General features: G+C 37.4%; 8 protein-coding genes and 1 pseudogene. 3 read left to right on the forward strand and 6 right to left on the reverse strand.

Features of this window, described 5'->3' with window-relative positions:
• The 5 genes and pseudogenes from ACFILN_RS04975 to ACFILN_RS04995 form a co-directional block, all read right to left on the reverse strand.
• Positions 1-3,504, reverse strand: a pseudogene (locus tag ACFILN_RS04975) (hypothetical protein); the annotation flags it as partial.
• Between the two features lie 820 nt (positions 3,505-4,324).
• Positions 4,325-4,582: a hypothetical protein gene (locus tag ACFILN_RS04980; protein WP_375671010.1), complete on the reverse strand. Its 258-nt coding sequence runs from the start codon at positions 4,580-4,582 to the stop codon at positions 4,325-4,327.
• Between the two features lie 416 nt (positions 4,583-4,998).
• Positions 4,999-10,716: a YadA-like family protein gene (locus ACFILN_RS04985; RefSeq protein ID WP_375671012.1), complete on the reverse strand. Its 5,718-nt coding sequence runs from the start codon at positions 10,714-10,716 to the stop codon at positions 4,999-5,001.
• Between the two features lie 640 nt (positions 10,717-11,356).
• Complete coding sequence (locus ACFILN_RS04990; protein WP_375671014.1) at positions 11,357-16,912, reverse strand: Vomp family autotransporter; 5,556 nt, start codon at positions 16,910-16,912, stop codon at positions 11,357-11,359.
• A 979-nt stretch (positions 16,913-17,891) separates the two neighbouring features.
• Positions 17,892-18,398, reverse strand: coding sequence for a helix-turn-helix domain-containing protein (locus ACFILN_RS04995; RefSeq protein ID WP_273790298.1), 507 nt, complete (start codon positions 18,396-18,398; stop codon positions 17,892-17,894).
• Between the two features lie 147 nt (positions 18,399-18,545).
• On the opposite strand from ACFILN_RS04995, the gene ACFILN_RS05000 reads away from it, so the two are divergent.
• The 3 genes from ACFILN_RS05000 to ACFILN_RS05010 all read left to right on the forward strand — a co-directional run bounded on the left by ACFILN_RS05000 (position 18,546) and on the right by ACFILN_RS05010 (position 19,611).
• Positions 18,546-18,788: a hypothetical protein gene (locus ACFILN_RS05000; protein ID WP_273790297.1), complete on the forward strand. Its 243-nt coding sequence runs from the start codon at positions 18,546-18,548 to the stop codon at positions 18,786-18,788.
• A 104-nt stretch (positions 18,789-18,892) separates the two neighbouring features.
• Positions 18,893-19,339 (forward strand): hypothetical protein, encoded by a 447-nt coding sequence (locus tag ACFILN_RS05005; protein WP_375630477.1) that lies wholly within the window; start codon positions 18,893-18,895, stop codon positions 19,337-19,339.
• Positions 19,340-19,341: 2 nt separating this feature from the next.
• A complete protein-coding gene (locus tag ACFILN_RS05010; protein WP_012754562.1) occupies positions 19,342-19,611 on the forward strand; it encodes a hypothetical protein in 270 nt (89 codons plus the stop codon).
• Between the two features lie 319 nt (positions 19,612-19,930).
• Here the strand turns inward: ACFILN_RS05010 and ACFILN_RS05015 are convergent, their stop codons facing one another.
• A complete protein-coding gene (locus ACFILN_RS05015) occupies positions 19,931-21,142 on the reverse strand; it encodes an MFS transporter (protein ID WP_273790295.1) in 1,212 nt (403 codons plus the stop codon).
• Between the last annotated feature and the right edge of the window lie 592 nt (positions 21,143-21,734).

Below are 21,734 nucleotides of genomic sequence, written 5' to 3' on the forward strand. Positions count from 1 at the left end.
ATCTCCAGATATTTTATTAATTTGGTTCCCATTGATTGCATCATGCGATCCTTGCGCAATTATGCCATCTTTAACATTATGAAGAGCAACAGGGTCTTGGTTATCTACCCCACCTAAAGTTACGCTACCATAATTAATGGCACCGTTTTCTTTATCGTAGAGAACTGCAGCAGCACTTGTGAGATTAATATCATTAGAAATCATCTCTATACTTTTATCAAGCTGGGCTTTGTTAACAGCTTCATTAGCATTTACAGCTGCCTTCACACCAGAAATCGTCCTATCGTTGCCTGCATTATTTGCAACATTGATTTCTATACCACCTGTTGCCTTACCTATGGTGATAGTACCTTCATTTTCTTCTTGTTTAACGAGGCTGTTTTTTGTCGCATTCGTAATCTGATTTTGAATATTCGTGATAGAAGCATCAACAGCATTAAAAGTAGATTCAAAACCATTATGTGGCTTACCCTGAATAGTGTAAGTGGGAGCCTTACCGTTAGATACATCTGCACCACCACCAAAATATTGAGATGTATTTTGAGAAATTTTTTCTAGATTATTCGTAACAGTGGTAACATTCTGATTAGTAACAAAAAGTTGTGAACCATTTACCGCATCGGTTGAATTAGCAGAAATGTCTCCATTGGCAAGAAATTTAATTTTGCTATTTTCTTTGTCTGCTCCATGCTGTGCTACAAATGCCTGCTCATTATTACTCCACAACAGAGAATCTTTAGAGACACCATCAATTTTCTGAGTAAACTCATTGGCTACATGTGTTAAGCGGCTATTCACATTGTTGATATTGTCATCAAGCCCTGTCAAAGCATCACCAACATTATTATGGTCCTTAGTTATTGCTACACCATCTTCAGAAATTTGCGATAAATGATAGTGCGGACCAAACAAAATACCTTCGCTAAATTCCGCATCACCACCAAAAATGACTGCTACATCTCGGGATATTTTTTCAATCTGGCTACCATTAATTGCATCATGCGATCCTTGCGCAATCATGCCATCTTTAACATTATGGAGAGCAACCGGTGCCGTAGTCTTATCACCACCTAAAGACACACTATTATAATTAACGGCTCCATCTGCTTTTTTATCGTAGAGAACTGCAAAAGCACCCACTTTCTGAATATTGAACACCTCTTCACCAAGATCAGTAACCGTAGCTGATATGTTAGTAACCTTATCGTTAATATGGATAATATCCTTTTCAGCACCTGCAACACGATCATTCGTCTCCCAAAGCTGACTACCATTGATTGCATCATGCGAATTTTCAATAATTTTCCCATCTTTAACATTACGGAGAGCAACCGGTGCTGTAGTCTTATCACCACCTAAAGACACACTATTATAATTAACGGCTCCATCTGCTTTTTTATCGTAGAGAACTGCAAAAGCACTCACTTTCTGAATATTGAACACCTCTTCACCAAGATCAGTAACCGTAGCTGATATGTTAGTAACCTTATCGTTAATATGGATAATATCCTTTTCAGCACCTGCAACACGATCATTCGTCTCCCAAAGCTGACTACCATTGATTGCATCATGCGAATTTTCAATAATTTTCCCATCTTTAACATTACGGAGAGCAACCGGTGCTGTAGTCTTATCACCACCTAAAGACACACTATTATAATTAACGGCTCCATCTGCTTTTTTATCGTAGAGAACTGCAAAAGCACTCACTTTCTGAATATTGAACACCTCTTCACCAAGATCAGTAACCGTAGCTGATATGTTAGTAACCTTATCGTTAATATGGATAATATCCTTTTCAGCACCTGCAACACGATCATTCGTCTCCCAAAGCTGACTACCATTGATTGCATCATGCGAATTTTCAATAATTTTCCCATCTTTAACATTACGGAGAGCAACCGGTGCTGTAGTCTTATCACCACCTAAAGACACACTATTATAATTAACGGCTCCATCTGCTTTTTTATCGTAGAGAACTGCAAAAGCACTTCCCTCTTCAATGTTATTAATACTGTTACTAATATCTGCTATACGCCCATCCAGTTGTTCTTTATTAACAGCGTCATTAGCATTTACAGCTGCCTTCACACCGGAAATTATCCTATTTTCACCAGATTTGTTTGCAACATTGATTTCAGTGCCACCTGTTGACTCACCAATGGTGATAGCACTTTCATTTTCCTCCTGCTTAACGAGGCTGTTTTTTGCCACATTCGCAATCTGATTTTGTATATTCGTGATAGAAGTATCAACAGCATTAAAAGTAGATTCAAAACCATTATGTGGTTTGCCCTGAATAGTGTAACTGGGCGCCTTACCGTTAAATACATCCGCTCCACCACCAAAATATTGTGATATATTATGAGTTACACCTTCAACTGTATTCTCAATCTTCCCTAACTGCGCAAAATTCACTGCATCCTCAGGTTCTTCCCCAGCTGCCACTCCTGTAATCTGCTTATTGCCAGCATTAATACCATCCACAGTTATACCAGCCCCATTAGCAAACAGAATGCCATCATCACTTATAGAGCTTCTTCCAGCGGTAACTCGTTCCACTGTAATATTCTTAGCTAGATCAAATTTTACATTATTGTCTTCCTCACCTTTTATAATCGTAAGGTTGCCACTTGCCGCTGACAAATCTACAGTATCTTTTATACCAACGGCTTTAGCATTTTCACCCCCAACGGATAGGTTCCAACCTTGATCTACGTATTTTTGTAATGATTTTAACTGCGCAACATTCACAGCATCAGTATTATAAGTACCAGCTGCCACCCCCTCAAGCTGGCGCGCCATCTTCTCTTTATCATTACCAATAGTCGCTATACCTGCATTACCTACCCATACATGACTATCATCACCTGATAAACCTTTAGTGAAAGGATCATAACCGGCCATGCCAAAACCTGAGACAGTCCCAGAACCGTCCCCAAGAATAACCTTTCCATACGCCCGCGTTTCAGGCCCAGACCCTATAGCAACAGTTTCATCACCATCAGCCCTCACTCGTAAAGAATAAGCATTTACGAATGCATCTCTATTATCATCTTGGTTATTATATCCGGCATCTATCGCGATATTACCTAGTCCTAAAGCGTGCGCTGTAGAGTCTATAGCTACACTTTTCCCCTTTTCCGTATATTCCTCTGGATCTAAAATAACAGCGCCACCCACTGTAAAGATATTTTGCGCATCTTTCCATACAGACCTTCCGTCGACTGTTAAAACATTTATGGTAGAATTATCCCCCCCCATACCACTTGTATAATCATTATAAGCAGAAAGAGTACTTTGCGGATAAACCACGGCAGCATTCTTCACATTTTCAAGAGATGCTTTTGTTAAATCGAGATTTGCTGAAAAAACAGGAGAAGCATTCGATAAAAACAATGCCACCGCAGTTCCTAACGAAGCTACTTTAAACAATGATGATCGATGATGTGAACGAGAAAAACTCAAATCACGCAGATTTTGTGTAGTATATAATTTTTTCATAATACCCCCTTCATAATAATAGATTAAAAACACAAAAAAGGTATGCTCTAGAACTCTAAAGCTTTCTTATTTCCTTTGCGTGTTCCTGCTTTTACAGCGTGTTTTAGGTCATAAATAAAATTAAGACATAAGCTGTTGTTTCTACAGCGTCTTTAGAAGGGTAATTAGGGGAAGGTTCGTGAAAATCAATTTGAGGAAGGTAAAAAAATACTTAATATTAGAATAGATTTCATTTTTCTACCAAAGGTTGTGTGTCGTTTTTAGCTTTGATCTCTTTGAAAGAGGTATAATTTTTGTTGTGCCTATTGATCATCCGCTAGGCATCAGTTTATTTTTCGTAAATAAGATTTTTTATTTCATTAGAGGATTTATGAAAGCTTTTTACTAAAATGCCCCATCTATATCCTTACTAATGGTAATGTGTCTCGTTGCTGTATCCTGTTTTACAAAAATACTCACTGCTACTTGTTCTTTTATTCCCTTCAGTTGTGAAAAATTCATTGCACTATCTAGCACCCATATCTTTAGCTGCCTCACCAGAAATAGACAGTTTCCACCCTTTTTTTCTTACGACTTCTTCTAAATCTTGCAACTGTCTCAGGTTCACTGCATCGGCAGATTTGCTATCAGCTGCTACGCCTATAATTTGTCGCGTTATGTTCTTACTAGGAACACCAATACTTACTGAAACTTTCGTACTTTTCCATTGAGATTAGGTGTTTTTAGCCAGTCCTTGCAGAACAGACGTATCCCCAAAACGCCAGCAGTCCTACCAGACACAGAGCTGTTCCCGATAGCCCCCCATCAACCATCACTTTCTTTAGAATAGGAACCTAAAGCGATACTTCCAACCCCCCTTTTGCTTTTGAATAGAAGCCCATAGAAATAGCTTCTTGAGCAAATGCTTATGCACGGAGTGACCAAGAGCAATCGAACCATATTCTAAAGCTTTAGAAACAGCTCCTACTACTGTTGAATAATCACTCTTCGAAAGAGTATAATCATTTTCCCCGTGTTCGCTCTTCTTATTATATTCACCACTTACTGCGACACTGCTTTTCTCTAAAGCATGAGCCATATTGCCTACAGCAACGCTCCATTCTTTTTCCTTTTGCGCTCCACTACCCTAAAGCAATACTTGTGTTTGGAGTACATTGCATATCCTGTAGATCGTTGCATTATAAAGCATACGTTTAAAACTATACGAAAATAAAAGCTAAAACTGTCTTCTTTTAATAAAGGGTATATTCGTATTTACATTGCTTGAAGCATTTTAATAAATCAAAATAATAGCAATCAATTTTTTGAATCTTTACCACTAAGCTCTTTTATTCTCAACAAAAGTTGTAATAAGCTTTTTATATTCGGATTTTATATAATTACGGGAGTTTTATACATTTAGAATAGCTTTAGAGAGTTCTGGAATAAAGTAAAAAATTTGCCCTTTTCTTAAATAAGAAAAAGGCAAATCAATTTTATGGATTTAGTCGTTTATTAGTTGAGTATCACATTAACCCCTGTACTTATACCCCAGTGACCTCCAGAAGTGGTAATTGACAAGTTGGAACCAATATCACCGTTCTCTGAAGTATAACCTGCACCAAAAGCAAAAGCAGATTGACTACGCCATAAACCACTACCAAATGCGATTGTTAATTTTCCAGGAATATCACTATAGCGTAAACCAGCTACCGCTAAACCAACAGCTGCTGCTTGTCTTGCCTCTTTTCGAACATCCTCAACAGCATAACTTAATGTCGAAAACTTCATATCCGTATACGAATTAGCCCCACTAACTCCATCTTTTACAAGATGAGAAATTTGCTCATCCGTATACTTATTGGCACTTTCAAGCACAAAATCCATCTTATCTTTTAATTGACCGCCATTAACCGCTTCTTTCGAATCCTTTTCTATCTTTCCATCGGCTACATTGGCTATTAATACTGGAGAACTTTCATCTCCACCAACTAAGCTAACTTTATTGGTCTTTTTTCCCGTTTCTTTATCTTTATCGTATTGTACAGATCCCTCCGTAACTCTATTTTCAATATCCTTGACCTGATCTGTAATCATCTGCTGAGTTTCCCAAAGCTGTCCTCCATTCACTGCTTCTTTTGAATCTCTGTCTACCTTACCATTCGCTACATTGATAATCTTACTTGGACTCTTAACACCCTGAGAATCCACATGAGATGCATCATAACTTCCTTTTTCTTCATTCCAATTCAGACTATTCAAAGAGGTACCCTTTTCAACTTCTTTTATACGATCGTTGATAGTGCTCATGCTGTCATTAACAACATCAAATGCTTCAGAGACATTATTACGCTCCTCTTTATCACCTTTTGTACCATCCTTATTAAAGACCTGAACAGTGAATTTTGGTCCTTGCCAGTTTCCTTCCTTATCATAACCAGCTCCTCCACCAAAATATGAGGCAAATGTCTGTTGAAGTGTATAAATCTGACCACCATTAATCGCATCCGTCGAATCTTCTGATATCTTTCCTTTCGCAAGGAACGTGATCTTGCTGTTTTCCTTGTTACCTTCTTTCTCATGCTGTGCTACAAACGCACCTGCATCATCACTCCACAACAACGCATTTTGCTCAATGTTGTCTGAAATCTCATTATGAAGATTCTTGAAAACCTTATTTACACCGGCAAACGCGGCTGCAATGCTATCATAATTCTCCTCTTCAAAGCTTCCATCTTCTTGGAAAGTCATTATCTTGAAACCTGGAAGCGCCCAGCCATCACCATCATACTTAGCATCACCACCAAAATACTTTGCTAGCGACTGATTCAGATCATAAATCTGTCCGCCATTAACCGCATCACTCGAGCCTGATACTATAGAGCCAGCCGCAAGTGATGTGATCTTGCTTGCTTTTCTGTCATCACCTTTCCCATGCAGAGCGATAAAAGCTTTGTCACCATCGCTCCAAGATAAAGAATCTTGTGCAACTCCCTCTGAGACCTCCTTAATGCGAGCGTTCACATTCTTGATATTGTCATCAAGTCCTTTAAAGGCAGAACCAACATCGGTATGCGGTTTATCTGTTACAACACCTTTTTCATCAATATTCGATAATTTATAAGTTGGCCCTTTAAAAGCACCACCCTTAAATTCAGCATCTCCACCCAACAATTTTGCTATATCCATTGAAAGAATGTGAACCTGTCCTCCATTGATAACATCCGTTGAGTTTTCCGCAATCGATCCAGCGGCTACATTATGGAGCGCAACAGGTGTAGCATCCTTCCCTTTCCCAAAAGTTACATTTGTATAATCAGTTTGATTATCTGTTGTTTTATCGTAAAGAACAACAGAAGAACTATCAGACAGAAGGGTATCAGAAAGATCCTTCAAACCTTTATCAAATTGTTCTTTGTTCACAGCTTCATTGGCTTTTTCTGCTGCCTTCACACCAGAAAGGGTTCGATCCTTACCACTCTTGTTTGCGATATTGATTTCACTACCTTCTACTCCTTTACCAATGTTGATAACATCTTCATTTTTCGTAACAAGCAAATTACTGATTACATCGCTGATCGCAGTTTGAACCTTTGTGAAAAGTTTACCCACACCTGAAAATGCATCTGATACATTCTTATAGCTTGATTCAGCTTCAGTGCCATCATCATTGATAATTTTGAGCTTAAAATCAGGAACTTTCAATTCCCCATCCTTATATTCAGCGTCATCAGAAAAATATTTTGCAACCTTATCGCCCAGTGAATAAAGTTGAGAACCATTTACGGCATCCATCGATTCTTTCGTAATATCTCCTACAGCAAGCGATGTGATTTTACTTGCCTTTCTGTCATCACCTTCCCCATGCTGGGCAACAAAAGCTTTGTCAGCATCGCTCCAAGATAAAGAATCTTGTGCAACTCCTTCTGAGACTTCCTTAATGCGAGCATTCACATTCTTGATATTATCATCAAGTCCTTTAAAGGCAGAACCAACATCGGTATGCGGTTTATCTGTTACAACACCTTTTTCATCAATATTCGATAATTTATACCCTGGTCCTTTAAAGTTTTTGCCATCAAAGGATACATCGCCACCTAAAATCTTTGAGAAATCATCTGTGATGATATGAAGCTGTCCACCCGTGACTGTATCATGTGAACCCTTGGCAATCTGACCATCAGCAACATTGTGAAGTGCTACAGCAGCAGAATTTGCACCTTTTCCTAAAGTCACACTCGCATAATTTATAGTGTTATTATCACCCTCTTTTTTATCGTAGTGAACAACGGCTGAATCATCAGACTGAAGACTGTTAGAAAGCTTCTTTAAACTTTCATCAAGCTGACCTTTATTAACCGCTTCATTATTTTGTGTTGCTGCCTTCACACCAGAAAGAGTTCGATCTGCTTTGCTACTATTAGCGATATTGATTTCACTGCCTTCTACTTCTTTACCAATAGTGATAAATTTGGTTGCTTGATCTTTCTTAACAAGGCTATCACCTTTCACATTGGCAATCTCATTATTAATCTCTTTGCTAATCTCATTTCTAATATTTGTGAAAGAATTACCAACTCCAGCCAAAGCATCCGCCACATTGCCATAGTCTATCTCTTCAGATTTACCATCATCCTTAACTGTCTTAACCTTAAAACTTGGAGCTTTCCATTGTCCTTGCTCATCATAACCTGCACCTCCACCAAAATAGGTTGCAAGTTGTTCGTTCAGCGAATAAAGCTGACCACCCGTGACAGCATCCGTTGAATCTTTAGAAACAACACCATCTAAAAGAAACGTAATTCTACTGTTTTCTTGTGTCCTTACAGCTCTGCCTTTTTCTTCTTTGCTCTTTTCATGACGTGCTACAAAGGCATTAGCTTTATCGTTCCATAACAAAGCATCACCTTTAACTTGCTGAGTAATATTCGTTATGTTTTTAGTAAGTTCGCTAAACTTATTTGTTACATTATCATTGACATTCTTGATATTGCTATCAAGCTGGCTTTTGTTAACAGCGTCATTATTGTTCTTTGCTTCCCCAACACCAGAAATTATCCGATCAGCACCGCTTTCATTTGCAATATTGATTTCTGCGCCACCTACTTTTGCACCAATAGTGAGACGATGCGTTGTCTTGTCTTGCTGAACAAAGCTCTCACTTTCTACTTTGGTAATCACATTATTAACCTGTTCAGTCAATTTATTCTGAACATTCGTGATAGAACTTCCAACACCTGCAAGTGCATCCGCTACATTCGTATAGTTCTTGTCAAAAGAAGTACTATCCTCACCAAACTGCTTGATCTTGAAATCCGGTGCTTTCCATTTGCCCTCTTCATCATAACCAGCACCACCACCAAAATAGGATGCAAGCGTGTTACCCATTGTATAGAGCTGACCACCATTTACTGCATCTGTTGAGTTTTGGGTAATCTCACCACTTGCTAGAAACGTAATTCTACTGTTTTCTTGTGTTCTTACAGCCCTGCCTTTTTCTTCTTTTCTCTTTTCATGACGCGCTACAAAGGCATTGGCTTCATCATTCCATAACAAAGAATCCTGTGCTACTCCTTCAGAAACTTCTTTAATCCGTGCATTCACATTCTTGATATTTGTATCAAGACCAGTAAATGCACTACCAACATCTTTAAAAGAGCCCTCTGTTATATTACCCTTTGTATCAATCTTGGATAAGTCATAAGTTGGTCCCGTCATGTCAGAACCAGCAACTCCTGCACCTCCACCAAAATATTTTGATGTATTCGCCATAGCCGTTTCCAGATTTCTCGCTGTGGACGAAAGACTCTCATTGGTTTTGCTTAACTGTGAAAAATTAACTGCATCGTTCGCTCCAGTGCCATCCGACACTCCTGTAATCTTTTTACCCCCAGCATCTATCCCAGGAAATATTATTTTCGGACCATTGGCTATCACTAATCCTGTTGCGTCTAAGGTATTTGTACCTGCCTTTACGCTCTCCAGTGTGATATCCTTTGCTAAATCAAATTTTACCTTATTGTCCTCTTTGCCCTTTGTAATATTTAGGTTGCTACTTCCAGCGGAAAAATCTACCGCGCTATCCATAAGAACAGTTGTAGCATTTTTATCTCCAACAGAGAATTTCCAACCGTTTTGTCTTACAACTTGTTCTAAGTCCTGCAACTGTTTAAGGTTCACTGCATCGGTAATATTAGAACCAGCAGCTACGCCTGTAATTTGTCTGGTTATACCCTTACTATAATCACCAACACTAACTGAGCCCCGCGTACTTTTCCATTGCGCCTCAACGTTTGTTGCAGGCCCCTGCAACAAAGAAGTGTAGCCAAGCTCACCAGCAGCCCTATCGGATATAGAATCGCTTCCTAGAGCAATACCTTTCGCAACCGTCACATTAGAGCTAGCGCCTATAGCAATTCCCTGCAGCGCCTGCTCCTGTGCATATGCATTGTACCCCATAGCAATCGCTTCATTTGCATAACTATGTGCTTTACTACCGAAGGCTATTGAAAAATCACCGAATGAAACTGTTCTCTGTTTTTCATCATAACTATCGGTTAGAGAAGAACCGATTGCAATGCTATTTTTAGTATCTCTACTCCTACCGGCTAAAGCAGTTAAGCCGATTGCAATCCCTTGGTCAGCCTTCGTCTGCGCTACCTGCCCGTAAACAATAGCATCATGAGATTCTCCCTGAGCTCGTTCACCATAGACAAGAGGATTACCCAAAGGATTACCAAAACTCTTATTCCTAGTTATCTGATCTCCCTTTACAACACTTGGAGTTAAAGCTGCTCTTGTTATTTTTTCACTTCCAGCATTCATATCAATTGAACGTATCGAATCGCTGGATTTTACCAAAACATTCACTATAGGACTATAATCGCTCACACCAGTAAGAGTTTTGGTTAAAAAATTTGCATAGTCATCAGCAGCACTTACCTTGGATGTCAAAGAAACATTCAGCGCTGTTAAATAATTTTCCTGTGATGCACTAGAAGAATCCAAATCACTGTTATAGCTATCATAAACAGAGACAATACTTTGTGGATATATCTCAGCAGTATTCCTTATGTTTGAAGAAATCTCTTCTCCTGAATCAAGATCATTCGAAAAAACAGGGGAAATACTGGCTAAAAGTGCAGCTATTGAAGTCAAGGATAGGACTTTAATAAAAGGAAAACGGGAAAATTTTAAATTGCTCCCTGCTAATTTTGTATATAATTTTTTCATAATGAACTCCCCAATGAAAGAAATAACTATAAACACAAAAAAGACACATTTAAACGCTATAAAGTTTCCTAAATTTGGTTTTTCTAAACGTATTCAAAAATTTAGTACCGGACTGCAAAGATAGAGAAGTTGTGTTTTTAGCTTTTATGGTTAATGTGTTTTGCTCTTTTACATTTCCTAAGAAAGTAAATTTCTTTGTGGTAATTAGTTTTTTTAACTTTTAAACTTATTGTTTGTTTTTTGCAAGGGGTAGAGTTGATTTAGTGGATTGTTTTATAACTTCTTCCAGTAAAGTTGAAATACATTTGAATGTGTACTTTTATCTTAGTAGAAAACTTTTTAATAGATTTGTAGTAGAGCGAAAGTTTTTTTCTATCTGTAAAGCGCTACAGATTTTTTAGATTTAAAAATTAAAGAAAAAATAATGAACTTATAATTTATGGAAAAACTTATTATCTTATTTTGAAATAAGAAGTTCATTTTGTTGAAAGTGTATAGGTTTTTTCTGTTTTTTAAACCTGTATTTGTCGTTATAGCGCTTATCAATTTATATATATATGATTTTTACATACGTAACAACAATTCACCCCTGCCTCATGAGACAGGGGTGAAAAGGAATTTTCATGTATTTTGTTTATTATCAGTTCAATGTCATATTGAATCCCGCACCTACACCCCAGTGACCTCCAGAAGTTGTTGCGGATATGTTAGAGCGGTATTTTCCATTTTCTGAGGTGTAACCTGCACCAAAGGCAAATGCAGATTGACTACGCCATAAACCAGTACCAAATCCAACGCTTAATTTTCCAGGTGTATCATTGTAGCGTAAGTTAGACACCGCAAGACCAATAGCCGCTGCTTGTCTTGCCTCTTTTTTCACACTCTCAATACTGTAGTTTAAAACGTTAAACTTCATATCTGTATATTGTTTAGACTGATCAACAGCATCATCAATCGCATCAATCACAATATTATTAACCCGTTGATCTGTGTAGTGCTTGGATTCATCAAGAATAATCTTCATCTGTTCTTTAGTATAGTCATGGAGTTGACCACCATTTACAGCTTCTTTTGATCCCTTCTCAATTTTACCATCAGCTACATTATCAATCAAAACAGGTTCACTGGCATCACCACCCGCTAATGTGATTTTATTGGTCTTTTTGCCGTTTTCATCTCTGTCATAACGAACAGCGTCCTCTTCAATACCGTCAACTCTATTATTGATGTTATCAACTTTGGTATCAATATTGAGAACTACATCACCAATATCAGCAATCGTATTTGAAATATTATCAACTCTGTTGGTAAGATGCTTCACATCTTTTTCAACACCAGTGACACGTTCATTAGTTTCCCAAAGTTGTCCACCATTGACCGCATCTTTCGAACCTTTTACAATTTTACCATCAGCTACATTGATAATTTTATTCGGCTTACCATCACGATTAGCATCATAGGCTTTTTCTTTATCATTCCACTTTAAAGCATCTGTATCGACCTTGTTGATGACATCATCAATACGGTTGTTAATATTTGACATCCCATTATTAATATCACCAAAAGCATCAGCGACATTATGGTGCTCTTTCTCAACAGTCGTACCATCAGCATTGACTTGAACAATCTTAAAAGTAGGATTTGTCCATTTGCCATTCTCATATTTAGCACCGCCACCGAAATAATTAGCAAGCTGGTTATTCATGGAATAAAGTTGGTTGCCCGTAATGGCATCTGTTGAACCTTGAGCAATCTCACCATCCAAAAGATACTTCAATTTGCTCTTTGTTTTCTGCCCATCTTTTTCATGACGTGCCACAAATGCTTCTTCATCATCATCCCACAGTAAAGCATCTTTAGAGAAATCTTCAATTTTCTGATTAAACTCATTGGATACATTCGTTAAGCGTTGATTCACATCTTGAACATTTTTATCAAGACCTGTTAAAGCATCACCAACATTGTAAAAATTAGCCTTACCTACCACACCATCTACAATAGCGGATACAGTATATTTCAGCCCTTTAAAAGCACCGTCAATAAACTTTGCACCACCACCAAAAAACTTTGCAATATCTGCTGATATTTTATTAATCTGACTACCATTGATTGCATCATGAGAATCTTGAGAAAGGCTGCCATCTTTTACGTTATGAAGAGCAACTGGCCCATTACTCTTATTGCCACCCAAAGTTACACTACCGTAATTAACACTATCATCGCCATTCTTATCGTAGAGAACCGCAGCTGCAGTTGCTGTCTCAATATCTTTCGTAATATCCTTTATGCTTTTATCAAGTTGGTCTTTGTTAACAGCTTCATCGCCCTTTTCTGCTGCCTTCACACCAGAAATGGAACGTGCTACCTTAGCATATCCTGCAATATTGATTTCAGTACCAGCTGTTTTCGCACCAATGGTGATAATATTTGTCTCCTTGTCTTGTTGCACAAGACTATTTTCTTTCATTTCAATAATCTTATTATCAATATTTGTGATCGAAGTATTGACACCAGTAAATGCATCAAAAACATTATTATATTTTGTATCCTGAATAAGGAAAGATGGCTCTACACCGTTCAGTACATCTGTACTGCCACCAAAATATTTCGATGTATTTTGAGCAACTGTTTTGAGATCATTGGTAACAGTAGTAACATTTGCATTTGTTTTAAAGAGCTGAGACCCATTTACTGCTTGCGTTGATGTTTGAGAAAGTTCTCCATCTTTCACACCGGAAAGTGTACGATCTATACCATCTTTATTTACAAGGCTAATTTCAGTACCACCGGTTTCCTTACCAACGGTAATAAGACCTGCAGAATCTCCTTCTTGCTTCACAAGATTATTTTTTGTCACATTATTAATCTGATTATAAATATCTGTGATAGAATTATCGACACCCTCAAAAGCATCAGCGACATTATGGTGTTTTTTCTGAGTAATGGTACCATTCGCTTCACGCTGAGAAATTTTGAAAGTAGGCTCTGTCCACTCTCCATTCTCATAACTAGCGTCACCGCCAAAATAATTTGCAATCGTATCGCCCATCACATAAAGTTGGGAACCATTTATTGCATCTGTTGACTCTTCTGAAATATCGCCATCTAAAAGGTTGGTAATCTTACTATCTGTTTTACGTCCGTCTTTTCCATGACGTGCAGAAAATGCTTGTTTACCATCATCCCAAAGTAAAGCATCTTGAGAGAACTTATCAAATTTATTGTCTACATATTGTATATGTTTATTGACATTTTTGATATTGACATCAAGTCCTTCAAGAGCCTTACCAACATTGTCAAAAGTCTTCTGAACAACATTACCATCTGCAGAAACTGTAGATAAATTATACTTTGGACCTACAAAGACGCCATTTTCAAATGCTGCATTCCCACCAAAGAAATTCGCAATATCTCCAGATATCTGATTAATCTGGCTACCATTTATTGCTTCTGTTGAATTTTCTGAAATCTTTCCATTTCTCACACCCGCAATGGTTCGCTCTCCCTCATTACCTGCGATATCAATTTTCGTACCACTTTTTTCCTTACCAATGGTGATAAGTTTCTGCACTTCATCCCATTTAACAAGACTATTTCCTGCTATTTCATTTTTTATTTTGTTCAATTGTGCAACATTCACTGCATCGGTCTCTAAAGTTCCCTCTTCCACCCCTTTAATTTGTTTATTACCAGCATAAATACCCCCAGTAGTCATATTAGGACCACCAGTAATCACGAAGCCATCATCGCTTACATTCGCCTTACCTGCTATTACACGTTTAACTCTGACAATATCATTCAAATCAAACTTTACAGTATTGTCACCGTTTTTGGTAATTTTGATATTCTTACTTTCTTCATTACCATCCTCTGCATTAACACCTACAAACTTTACTGTACTCTCTGCCCCAATATCTGTAGGCTCTTCATCTTCAACAGCAAGTTTCCAACCCGTTTTAATTCCCGCTGTAAAGTCTTTTAACTGCTTATAATTTACAGCATCGGTATCGTCTTCCCCTGCCGCTACTCCTTTAATCTTTTTATTACCAGCATAAATACCTCCAGTAGCCATATGAGGACCACCAGTAATCATGAAACCATCATTATTCATAAAGCTGTTACCGGCAGCAACACTTGTCACTGTAATATCATCAGCTAAATCAAATGTGACATTACGGTTACCATCTCCTACAATCTTGATATTTTGACTATCTTCATTGCCAGCTGCCTCAAAATTTACCGTATCGTTTTGTCCAATAGACATAGGACTTTCACCGTTAACGGTAAGTTGCCAGTGCGTTTTAGAAGCTTCTTGCACAGCTTTCAGCTGTTTATAATTTACAGCATCGGTATCTTTAGTCCCTTCTGCTACTCCTATAATCTGTTTATTGCCAGCATCAATACCATTCTGAGACATGCTAGGGCCATTACCATCAATAAACTTAAAGCCATCACTATTCATAATGCTGTTGCCTGTCGTAACACTCGTGAGTTTAAGAGCATCATTCAAAGAAAATGTAACTTTATTATTATTATCTTTTTCAATTTTGATATTTTTGCTTCCGTCCCCACTCGCAGCCGCAACAAAATCTACTGTACTCCCAGCTTTAACATCTGTCGCATTGTTCCCCTCAACAGAAAGTTTCCAGCCGCCCTCTTTAATTCCTGCTGTAAATTCTTTCAGCTGTTTATAATTTACAGCATCATTATCTTCTTCTCCATCTGCTACATTTGTAATCTTTTCATTGCCAGCATCGATACCATCAATAGTCATCATTGGACCATTCTGAATAATAAAGCCATCATCACTCATAGAGCTTTGACCTGTAGTGACGCTTGTAAGTTTCAGAGTATCACTCAAAGTAAATTCAATTTTATGCTTATTCTCTGTAGTGTTTTTTGCAACCGTTAAATTGTCTTTTCCTTCATCGTTTTTACTTTTCACTGAAAAATCTACGGTATTGCCTGTATGCACATCTGTCGGATCTTTATCGTTAGCAGAAAGTTTCCAGCCTCCCCCCCCTGATATGACATCTCTCATAGCTCTCAGCTGCGCCACGTTTACCGCATCGGTATCTCTACTTCCAGCAGCTACCCCAGTAATTTGTCGTGTTAGGTTACCATTACCAGTACCATCAACTTCACCAACACTAAAAGCCCCTGTTGTACTTACCCATGCCATACCGGTTTCTGTCGTATCACCATTAAGGTAAGGGTCATACCCCTTAACACCTTTGTCTCTATCAGAGACAGAGCCACCACCGATAGCAACACCATCATTAACATGTACCTGTGCATTTGCTCCAATCGCAACGGAATCTTCTGTTTTAGCATATGTATGCGAACCTATAGCAATCGCATTTTCACCCTCCGCTGTTACTTTTCTGTTAGGATCATTTTCTTCAGTTCTGTCAGAGCGCCTGCCCCCTATTGCAATAGAACCTGAAGCTTTAGCTTCAGCATCTGTACCTATAGCAATCGCAAAATTCTTTTCTGCTCTTGCCTTCGTCCCCACAGCAATGCTATTTTCCCCTAATGCAGTTGCAAGCCCTCCAATAGCAACTGTAGATTCTCCCGAAGCCTCTGTTCCAACACCCATAGCAACAGCTGCTTTACCACTTGCAAGTGCAGAAACACCAAAGGCTTGCGCACCCCCTGCCTTTGCTGTCGCACCTGCACCAAAAACGGTTGAATAATTACCCGTTGCAGCAGAACCACAGCCAGTAGCAAAAGAATAAACACCATAAGCCTCAGGCATAGCATTTAGAGTCCCTCTAGAGCCGACTGGTCCCATATAAGTAGCATTGTTGGTCAGAGTCCCATCACCCTGCCAAATAACCTGTTGAGTGGTCGTACCATAAGCATTACGCCCGTTTGTCCCAGTGTAACCATTGATAAATCTGTTATATTGGACTTCTGCAGTTATTCGTTGATTATCAGCAATTCCCTGCTGTTGTTTGCCGCCACGCCCAATAACATTGTCTGCACCACAGAAATCATCATCACCAGCCAACACAACACTACCATGACTACCGTGTGGATATACAACACCACCACCACTTGTACTTAAATTAGCCCCTCCTGTGAATGCAAAGTTGGCAGCAAAAACAGGAGAAACACTCGATAAGAGTGTCGCCATTACCGTACTAAGAGAGACAACTTTAATTAAATTTGGTGTGGAATATTTTTTTTTCATAAGAACCTCCTCCAACAGAGTTCAACATCATTACAACGTGCGAAAACACACACGGCAAAACCCTTGTTTGCGCACTTCAAAAACCAATAAATCAAGACAAAACTCTCCCCCTACGATACCGCCATCTTTACGGCATCGCCCTAAATCTCTGCAACAACATCGAATCTAGAAAAGTCCCCAACCCTTTTAGCTAGAGGGATTCAAGCTAAAAAATCAATAAAAACACAAGACTTTGAAAATATACCGTAATCTCCATTTAAAAATACTGCGGTTTATCTCTTAACAAAATAGTTTCACTAAAGAGCAATTCTACTTTTCAAATAAAGCGCATCAGCAAAATGGCAAGAGTGTAAAAAATAATTTTTTATAAATTTGTAAAAATACTTCTCAATAAAACAGCTGTTCTTATAAACACAAATTTATGATTTTTTTAACTTATAGCACAATGTAATAGATAACGATTATCATGATAATCTCACTCTTTGTTGCGAGATAATCTGTTTCAATATATAATGCATATCTTTGAAAGAAATCTTTTTTAATATAATGATGCACGCTCTGTAAAAAGTTCCAACGTGCTCATCTTGTCCTCTTCATAAAAAGACAAAAGTGCTATAAATGATCTTTCGTTCTTCTCGCGTATATGTCTGTTACCCTTCTATAGGAACAAAACATCGTCATTGTATTTTCACTGTTGTCAGTATCTTTTCCCTCAACCAACAAATATTTCAGGAATGACACTATATTAGCTTCTTTTTGAATCAATTTTGTTTGTATTGCTACCCGTCGTTCTTTTTATGAACTGCTTTATTTTTAATCAGAACAATATATTGATTTATAATGATAGTTTCTCGTTTTTCAGGTTGAATAAAAGACTCGAAGATCGTGAGGTTTTCACATTCCAAACTTGGTTATATAGTAGAAAATCAAAAAAGTTTTATTTTTTAAAAAGGCTGTTCATTCGTATCTTATGAAATTTCTAGATATGCTTTTCAGTTTCGATTTTACGCTTTAAATGTAATTTTAAAAGTGGCAAAGTGGCTTCGACTTCTTCCATATCATTGAGGTTTTGAATAAGCTCTTGCAATCTTCCATAAAGCTCTGCTGCTAATTCCGCAACATCTTCAGGAGAAAGATCTATTTTTGCATCATGATAGGTCGTATAAACTAAATGTCCTAGCTTTTTCATCAGCCCAGCAGGTATCGCTTGCGGTTTAAAACCAGCTGCTTTCGCCTTTGCCATATCTGAAAACATCTCGCCATTGCCCGTCACAAGCCAATCTAAGGAAATACCACAAATTTCTTGATATTTGGAGAGCGCAGAGGCTGTAGGCTCACTTATACCAGTTTCATAAGTTCCTACAGAGCCAGCAGTGATACCAAGATGTGCAGCAAACTGCTTACGCTCTGTAAAACCAAGAGCGTGACGCACTTCACGAAAACGTTTTGCCAACTCAGTTTTAGGTTTTGCTTCCGGACGAGCCAAAAAACACTCCAAAATCAATATAATTGTTGACTAAATAATTATATTGATTTATATCTATTATTACTGCTCCTTAAAAAGAGCAGTTATCACATACATAACCCCACAAAAACAGATGTCACAGCATCCGTTTAAGCAGGAGCGAAAATTATGACAATTACACAAAAAATGCAATCGCCGTGGTATTTTACTGAACTGCGCCCCTGTAATATAACCTTGGAAAAACTCAAGCCTATCCGAGGCTATTTTCCAGAGTCAAAAACATTTGGACACAGCCCAATGAAAAAGCTAAATGCGCCACTGCCAACTCTATCAGTTTGCATGCCAAGCCAATTCTTGCCAACTGCTTTCTCACAAGTCGCAGTCATATTCTTCCAAAAGCAAAAAGCCTAATACGATTCTCTTCATTCCATGCTGTGCAATATACCACTGAAATCTTATTACAAAAATATGCAAATTCATTTCCCATAGGTTTTTATAAGGTAAAAAGTTTATCAATGTCTAAAAATCAATATAAAATAGGCAAAATAATTGGTATTCTACAAAAAATGAGATTATCACTCGTTATTAAAAAGTTAGACGTTTACAAACCCTGTTTGCTTATTTTATATATTAATGACACTGAGTTAGCTGTAATTGGCAATAGAGATTTCAGGGTGTTTGGTTTATCGTCAGAATACTCTTCCTCTACGCACATTAAAAGCCTTTTGGCAGTGTATTTTAAATGCTATAAGTTCTATAGTAAACACATTGCCATCCATATTTACAATTGGGCGCTTCAAAAACTTGGAGTAATAAAATCTTTAATAGGCATTGATTTAAAAGCGCGTATTTTGCAGAAAATTGACAAAACCATGAGGTTCGTATACATGGCAATTTTAAGTGATGATAGTGGAGTGATACTTAAAAAAGCTGCATGGAAACCCGCAACGTTGAGGAATTAAGCATGACCTCTTTATGCGATAAAGAATTATCTGATACACTGGTTGGTCTTTATGACGACTATCAACGCGGTTTCGACATTGGAGAAGAGCTTAAATTGTGCGTGGATTTGGCGTTATCTCTTGAATTGGAACTCAGTATTCATCGTTTAAGTGAAACAGATGCTGTTTTAAAAAAAGAGATTGTGCAAACCTTGCATCGTCGTAGAAATACCCATTCCAATGAAGATGAAATTGATACAATTTTTCATATGGATTTTGAAAAACAAAAATAATACAACACTCTCCCCATATGATACGATATTACCTCATTGCTTTACTTTCTACTACGCTTAAACAAAAAACTTTCAAGAAGATTTAAAGTGTTACGTTTTCGTCTTCTTAACAACAGTGAGATGAATTAAAGAAACGCATCAATTCTTTTAGATCATTATCAAAAAATAGAGAGTATTCTCTAGAATACATCAATTTATGCTTTGTTCATTAAGCACCAACTTTTACATTTTCTCAACTCTCCTTTAAAAGCAAAATATGAAATGTGCTGCAGCGTAAATGTTTATAAAATAGCGTATATTGACCACTCTTAAACGTAATTTATTGTTTTTCATGTCTATAAAACAGCACTATGAGTATTCCAACAAACGCAACAATGCTTTGAAAAAAATATATCGATTGAGGTGATATGCTACTGTTATCGCTTGCCATAATGAGGTAGACTCCGAGGATCAAGCATCCAGAGATACCATTAAAACTTGCCTGCAATCTTCCTTGGTATTCAGGATCACAAGAGAGTTGTGATAAAGAAATCGAAAGAGCCCAACTCGAAAGTCCAAATCCAATCATAAAGTAAACAGGAAAAACAACAAAATTGTGTGTATTAACAGATAGAATAGCGAGGCCAATAGCCATAAAAGCTAATAAAATGGCTAATGTTTTCCTGATAGATAAAACTTTACAAAGAAGTGGTGAAAAAAACGCACCTGTCAATACGCCCATAGAATAAAGCACCTCAAATATTGCAAAGATACTGCTATCTGCATGTAAAACCTCTTGTATATAAGGAACGAGAATAACAGGAATGGTCATCAAAAGAGTCATAATAATCATCTGGCTTATATAAGGTACAAAAAGAGCCGGATTCTGTTTAAAATAATGAAGGGATGCTGTATAATTTTCCCACCAATTTTGCTGGTTTTGATTTTTAGATCTTCGGTTTTTAGGTACCTTCATTGCAAAATTAAATAAACCAGCAATGATAAAGAATATACCACCTATTAGAAGAGTTCCTTTTGTTCCTGCATAGGACAGTATAAATCCACTTAAGCCCATACCTACGATAGTGCCAAGTTCATAAACCATATCGATGGTCGCATTTGCATTGATGAGCTGTTCCTTCAGCACAATACTTTGAATTAAAGAAATAGCTGATGGCATATAAAAAGGGATAAAAATACCCAAAAGAGCAGATAAGACCATCAATTCAATTTCTATACCAAAATGCCAAAGCATTACCCAGCTTACAATTACCAAACCTCTCACAAGATTTGAAATAATAATCTGCGTTTTACGATTATATTTATCTGCCAATATGCCAAAAATAGGCGCAAAAATAATGCCAGGCGTCCAAAGAAAAAGCATCATCAACGCTACACCACGGATTGAGCCCGTCTGATTGTAAGCGAGCCATGACAATGTAATATAATTTAGTCCACTTCCAAATGTAGCAAATAAGCCGCTCAAAGTAAAATAGAGAAAAGTTCTATTTTCAAATAAAGCAATGCGTTCCTTCAAATTTGAAGTGAACATAAATTATCCTCTAAAATGAATACCAGTCGATATGCATGATACATCCTGTTTAAAAACAGGCATTCTTACAATTTTCATTTTAGATCATTAAATTTAAGAAAGCAAAATTTCTTTTTTGAGGCTTTTATAATCTTTGTGCTGTTTTATGATTAATTCCTCTATGAAAACGGAACATTTATGGACAAAAACAAAATTAATATTTTATGTGCGTTTTATTCAGAAGCTACACCTTTATACATATGTGAAACAATTTTACGGTATAGAAGCTTCACTCACATTATTGTCCTTATTATTCCGTGCACTAAAATATGCTCGAGTATATTCCTCCATGTCGTTCTTCTATCACCACACTTCGTCTCTAAAAGAATAAACATACTATTATCCTCACAATAAATATTGCTAACTTTTCTACTCCCCTTCTCTAAATATTTTAAAACAAGCTCATTACAGTTAGTTTTCTAATTAAAATATATAACGTGATATTTTTCCTGAGCAGTTAAATTATTGCAATCATATCTCTAAAGTTTCAGATTTAGAGTACGAATACATAAAGGAGGATCTATCGTGGATAAATTGATTAATAAATGATTTT

This window comes from Bartonella sp. CL434QHHD, from assembly GCF_042195145.1.
Classification (GTDB): domain Bacteria; phylum Pseudomonadota; class Alphaproteobacteria; order Rhizobiales; family Rhizobiaceae; genus Bartonella.